We start from the raw sequence: 4,885 nt of genomic DNA on the forward strand, positions 1-4,885 counted from the left end.
GGTGGGTGAGCGGAGCGACGGCGTGACGAGCGTTACGTCCCCGATCCACTGGACGCCCCTGCTTACCGGCCGGTACGCTCAAGGCTGAGCAAGCGCTTAGCCATCGAGCCGCGACCATCAATTGAGCAACCCCGATGGCGAGCAACCACATCCGCGAGAGCGGCGCCGGTTCAGGCGCGAAAGAAGGGTGGCGGCGGTGCGCCGTACTGTGTTCAACGAGGACCACGAGGCGTTCCGGGAGACCCTGCGGGCCTTCATCGAGGCCGAGGTCGTCCCCGTCTACGACGAGTGGTTCGCAGCCGGCCAGGCGCCGCGCGAGTTCTACTACAAGCTCGCCGAGCTCGGCGTCTTCGGCATCCGCGTGGACGAGGAGTACGGCGGCGCGGGCATCGACTCGTACAAGTTCGAGGCCGTCCTCTACGAGGAGACCGCGCGCGCGGGTGTCTCCTTCGGCGGCTCCGGTGTGCACGTGCTGCTCGGCCTGCCCTACATCAAGCTGCTCGCCAACGACGAGCAGAAGAAGAAGTACCTGCCGAAGTTCGTCTCCGGCGAGGAGATGTGGGCCATCGCGATGACCGAGCCGGGCACCGGCTCCGACCTCGCGGGCATGAAGACCACCGCCAAGCTCTCCGAGGACGGCACGCACTACGTCCTCAACGGCGCCAAGACCTTCATCACCGGTGGCGTGCACGCCGACCGCATGATCGTCTGCGCCCGCACCGCCCCGTCCAGCAAGGAGGACCGCCGCCACGGCATCTCCCTCTTCGTGGTGGACACCAAGGCCGAGGGCTACTCGGTCGGCCGCAAGCTCGACAAGCTCGGCCTGAAGACCTCCGACACCGCCGAGCTGGCGTTCGTGGACGTGAAGGTCCCGGTCGAGGACCTCCTCGGCGAGGAGAACAAGGGCTTCTACTACCTCGGCCACAACCTCGCCTCCGAGCGCTGGGGCATCGCCTTCGGCGCGTACGCGCAGGCCAAGGCCGCCGTCCGGTTCGCGAAGCAGTACGTCCAGGAGCGCGTGGTCTTCGGCCAGCCCGTCGCCGCGTTCCAGAACACCAAGTTCGAACTGGCCGCCTGCCAGGCCGAGGTGGACGCCGCCGAGGCCGTCGTGGACCGCGCGACCGAGGCCCTGGACGCCGGTGAGCTGACCCCCGCCGAGGCGGCCAGCGCCAAGCTGTTCACCACCGAGGTCGCCCACCGCGTGATCGACCGCTGCCTCCAGCTGCACGGCGGCTACGGCTTCATGAACGAGTACCCGATCGCCCGCCTGTACGCGGACAACCGCGTCAACCGCATCTACGGCGGCACCAGCGAGATCATGAAGACGATCATCGCGAAGGACATGGGCCTGTAAGGTCCCCGAAATTACCGGCCAGTAGAAAAGGTGCCATGAGCCAGGCACTTCAGTCTCTCCTCGATCTGCTCGATCTTGAGCAGATCGAGGAGAACATCTTCCGCGGCCGGTCCCAGGCCGCCGTCGTCCCCCGCGTCTTCGGCGGACAGGTGGCGGCCCAGGCCCTCGTCGCCGCCGGGCGCACGGTCCCCGAGGACCGCCTCGCCCACTCCCTGCACGCGTACTTCCTGCGCCCCGGCGACCCCGGCGCGCCCATCGTCTACACCGTCGAGCGCATGAACGACGGCCGCTCCTTCAGCGCCCGCCGCACCGTCGCCGTCCAGCACGGGCAGCCGATCTTCGCCCTGTCCGCGTCCTTCCAGAAACACGAGGACGGCTTCGAGCACCAGGCCCCCATGCCGGCCGCCCCCGATCCGGTCACGCTGCCCACCTCCCAGGACCGGCTGCGCGGCTACGACCACATCGCCCCCGCGGTCGTGGAGAAGTTCCTGGAGGCCCGCGAGGCCATCGACCTGCGCTACGTCGAGGAGCCGCCGTACGGCAAGTTCGGCGAGCCCCGCGAACCGCACTCGCAGGTCTGGTTCCGCACCAACGGCAAGCTCGCCGACGACCCGCTCCTCCACGTAGTACTCGCGACCTACGTCTCCGACATGACCCTCCTCGACTCGATCCTCCTCGCGCACGGCCGCGGCGGCTGGGCCGTAGGGGATGTCGTAGGGGCTTCGCTCGACCACGCGATGTGGTTCCACCGGCCGTTCCGCGCGGACGAGTGGCTGCTCTACGACCAGGAGTCGCCGTCGGCGTCCGGCGGGCGGGGGCTCGGGCAGGCACGGATCTACACGCAGGACGGCCAACTGGCCATCTCCGTCATTCAGGAGGGCGTGGTCCGGGTTCCTCGGTGAGACTGGGGGACATGGCGGAAACGGAAGTCGCGGCACAACAGGAAGACGGCGGCGGCGAGTCCACCTTCACGGTGATCGTCGCCGCCGTCACTTTCGGGTGAAGGCGGGAGAAACCTGCCCGGCGGAGGTGCTGGAAGGCTACGTTTGTCCTGTCAGGCAGCAGAGTTGCCTGACCTACCGCCGGGCGGGCGGAAAGTCACGCCTGTGGAGGCGACGTAAGACCAGACTCTCGGGGCTGGCCGACGCCGATGAAGCAGGAACCCGCGGTGGCGCCGCCTGGCGGCGCGGACCAGAATCCCCGGCAACGGGGAGGGCGCCAAATCTGGGCGATGCTCGGCGATGCTCGCCGCCACAACTTCTGCGGCGGCGTCTTCGCCGGCCCCGAGCGAAAACGGGCGCGCGGCGAGGCGGCCCGCTTCGACGCCTCCTTCAAGCGCTACCTCCGCTACACCCCCGACACCGCCGTGAAGGCCGTAGTCCTTGAGGACTCCGCCGCCCTGGTCGGCCTGGTCCTCGCGGCGGGCGGCCTGCTCGGCGGCCAGCTCACGGGTTCCGGCGTCTGGGACGGCATCGCCTCGCTGTGCATCGGCGCCCTGTTGCTCTACGTCGCCTGGGTGCTGGGCCGCTCCAACGCGGAACTCCTCATCGGCCGCCCGCTCCCCAAGGCCATGCGGGACCGCATCCGGGAGGAGCTGCTCGGGGTCGAACACATCGAAGCCGTACTGGAGTTGACGACCCTCGTGCAGGGCCCGCGCGAGGCGCTGGTGGCCGCGAAGATCGACTTCCGGGACAGGTCGAGCGCCGCGCAGATCGAGTGGGCCTGCGAACAGGCCGAGCAGCGACTGCGCGAGGCGTTCCCGTCGGTGAACCGGGTGTACCTGGACCCGACACCCGGGTACGCGCAGCGCCGGGCCGAAGGACTCAACCCCTGGCCGTGACAGGGGAGTTGTCCCCGGCCGAGCCAGGTACTCAGGACGACAGTCCGGCCTCCGCCAGCAGATACGCCGTCATCGGGTCGTAGTACCTGGGGCTGACGACGTGGTCGTCGAGGGGGACCGCCACCTGGACGGTGCCTTCCGACTCGGCGAGGAAGAGCGCCGGGTCGTTCGAGTCGGCGTACCCGACGGAGTCGACGCCGTGCCGCCCCGCGTAGCCCGCCCAGCCGTGGTCGGCGACGACCAGGTCCGGCAGCGGGCGGCCCTCGCGCTCCAGGGCGGTGAGGATGGCCTTCATCGGCTCACCGGAGTGCGTGTGCCAGAGCGTCGCGCCGTGCTCCAGGACGGCCACGTCCGCGAACTGCATGACGTACCCCTCCTCCGTCTGGAGCCCGTCCGGGATCACGACGATCTCGCAGCCGGCCGTGCGCAGGGCGGCGGCCGTGGCATGGTGCACGTCCAGCAGACCGCCCGGGTGACCGGTCGCGAAGAGCACCCGCTGCCGCCCGTCGGCCGCCTTGCGCAGCCGCGCCGCCAGCCGGTCGAGACCCTCGACCGTCAGCTCCGGGTCGATGGTGTCCTGGCCGTAGCGGTACTCGGGATCGTCGTTCACACCCACCCGCTCCGCCATCACCGCGAGCACGTCCTGCTCGTCGGTCCAGCGGTCCCCGAGCTCCAGGCCGAACCAGTAGTGGCGGTCGCCGTTCGCGAGCCTGCGGTAGTGCGAGAGGTTGTTCTCACGGGGCGTGGCTACGTCGCCCGCGATACGGGTCTTCACAAGGTGATCGACGAGCTCGGCGCGGCTGGGGGTCCCGGGTATCGGCATGGTTCCCATTGTGGAGCAGAGGGATGTGCGCCCGCCCGGCGTCCCGAACGCTGGGATGTGGATCACTCGCACTGGGTCACTCAGAGGTGACGCAGGCCGAACCACAGCTCCATCCGTACGTCCGGATCGTCCAGATCCGCCTCCAACAGCGCCGCGCACCGCGAAATCCGCTGCCGCACGGTGTTGCGGTGCACGGCCAGGGCAACCGCCGTACGGTCCCAACTCCCGTGCAGGGAGAGCCAGGTGCGCAGGGTCTCGGTGAGCGCGGGGTGCGCGGCGAGCGGAGCAAGGAGGGTGCGGGAGTGTGCCTCGGCCTCGTCGTGCGGTACGAGTCCGTCGAGCCCGGCGCGGCCGGAGGAACCGTGTCGTACCAGCGGGGTACGGGTCGCACGGGCGCGGGCCAGGGCACGGGACGCCTGGGTGTCGGCGGCGGGCCAGTCCTCGGGGGCGACGGGGGCGCTGACCCCTAGGGCCCAGCCGGGTTGCGGGGCGGGTTCGCGATCGGCGGGGAGGAGTACCCGTACGACCTCCGGTGCCCGGTCGATCAGCGTGGAACCGAGGGCGGCGCCGAGCGCGGACGCGGCGACGGGGTCGGGCGCGGGCGTGTCCGGTCGTGCGTGCACGACGACCCACCGGTCCCCGCCGAGCAGCGACGCGACGTCCTCCGGCGGGGCGCCCAGCAGCAGCCGTACGAGCGCCGACGAACGGTCCGCTCCCGTGCGGCTCTGGTGTTCGCCGGTGAGGAGGGAGAGGAGTACGGCGGCGACGGAGGCGATGGTGTGGTCGCCGGGGGCGCGCCGCGGGGCGGCGACACCCAGGACGAAACCCTGACCGGTACCCAGGGCGTACGCGGCGAGGTGGGCGCCGG

Annotated in this window: 4 protein-coding genes and 1 pseudogene; 3 read left to right on the top strand and 2 right to left on the bottom strand. The window is 70.5% G+C overall.

All coding sequences use genetic code 11. The features are described 5' to 3' along the window. Positions 1 to 196: 196 nt before the first annotated feature. The 3 genes and pseudogenes from AC31A1_RS46795 to AC31A1_RS46805 form a co-directional block, all read left to right on the top strand. The gene (locus AC31A1_RS46795) at positions 197 to 1,354 is read left to right on the top strand and encodes an acyl-CoA dehydrogenase family protein (protein ID WP_489659157.1); all 1,158 of its coding nucleotides are present in this window, start codon (positions 197 to 199) and stop codon (positions 1,352 to 1,354) included. Between the two features lie 35 nt (positions 1,355 to 1,389). After that, the gene (locus tag AC31A1_RS46800; protein ID WP_489659158.1) at positions 1,390 to 2,256 is read left to right on the top strand and encodes an acyl-CoA thioesterase; all 867 of its coding nucleotides are present in this window, start codon (positions 1,390 to 1,392) and stop codon (positions 2,254 to 2,256) included. A 389-nt stretch (positions 2,257 to 2,645) separates the two neighbouring features. Then, positions 2,646 to 3,194, top strand: a pseudogene (locus AC31A1_RS46805) (cation diffusion facilitator family transporter); the annotation flags it as partial. A 31-nt stretch (positions 3,195 to 3,225) separates the two neighbouring features. On the opposite strand, the gene AC31A1_RS46810 reads toward AC31A1_RS46805, so the two are convergent. Both AC31A1_RS46810 and AC31A1_RS46815 read right to left on the bottom strand, forming a co-directional pair. Then, on the bottom strand, positions 3,226 to 4,017 hold the full coding sequence (locus AC31A1_RS46810; protein WP_489659159.1) for a phosphatase: 792 nt from the start codon (positions 4,015 to 4,017) through the stop codon (positions 3,226 to 3,228). An 80-nt stretch (positions 4,018 to 4,097) separates the two neighbouring features. Continuing rightward, positions 4,098 to 4,885 (bottom strand): PucR family transcriptional regulator (locus AC31A1_RS46815; protein WP_489659160.1); only part of this gene is annotated, 788 nt, incomplete at its 5' end.

It is taken from the genome of Streptomyces sp. P5F9 (genome assembly GCF_057961495.1).

What these genes read in the sequence shown, in the direction of transcription:
- AC31A1_RS46800 (WP_489659158.1), top strand. Translation starts at nt 1,390, where the DNA reads ATGAGCCAGGCACTTCAGTCTCTCCTCGATCTGCTCGATCTTGAGCAG.
- AC31A1_RS46810 (WP_489659159.1), bottom strand. Translation starts at nt 4,017, where the DNA reads ATGCCGATACCCGGGACCCCCAGCCGCGCCGAGCTCGTCGATCACCTT.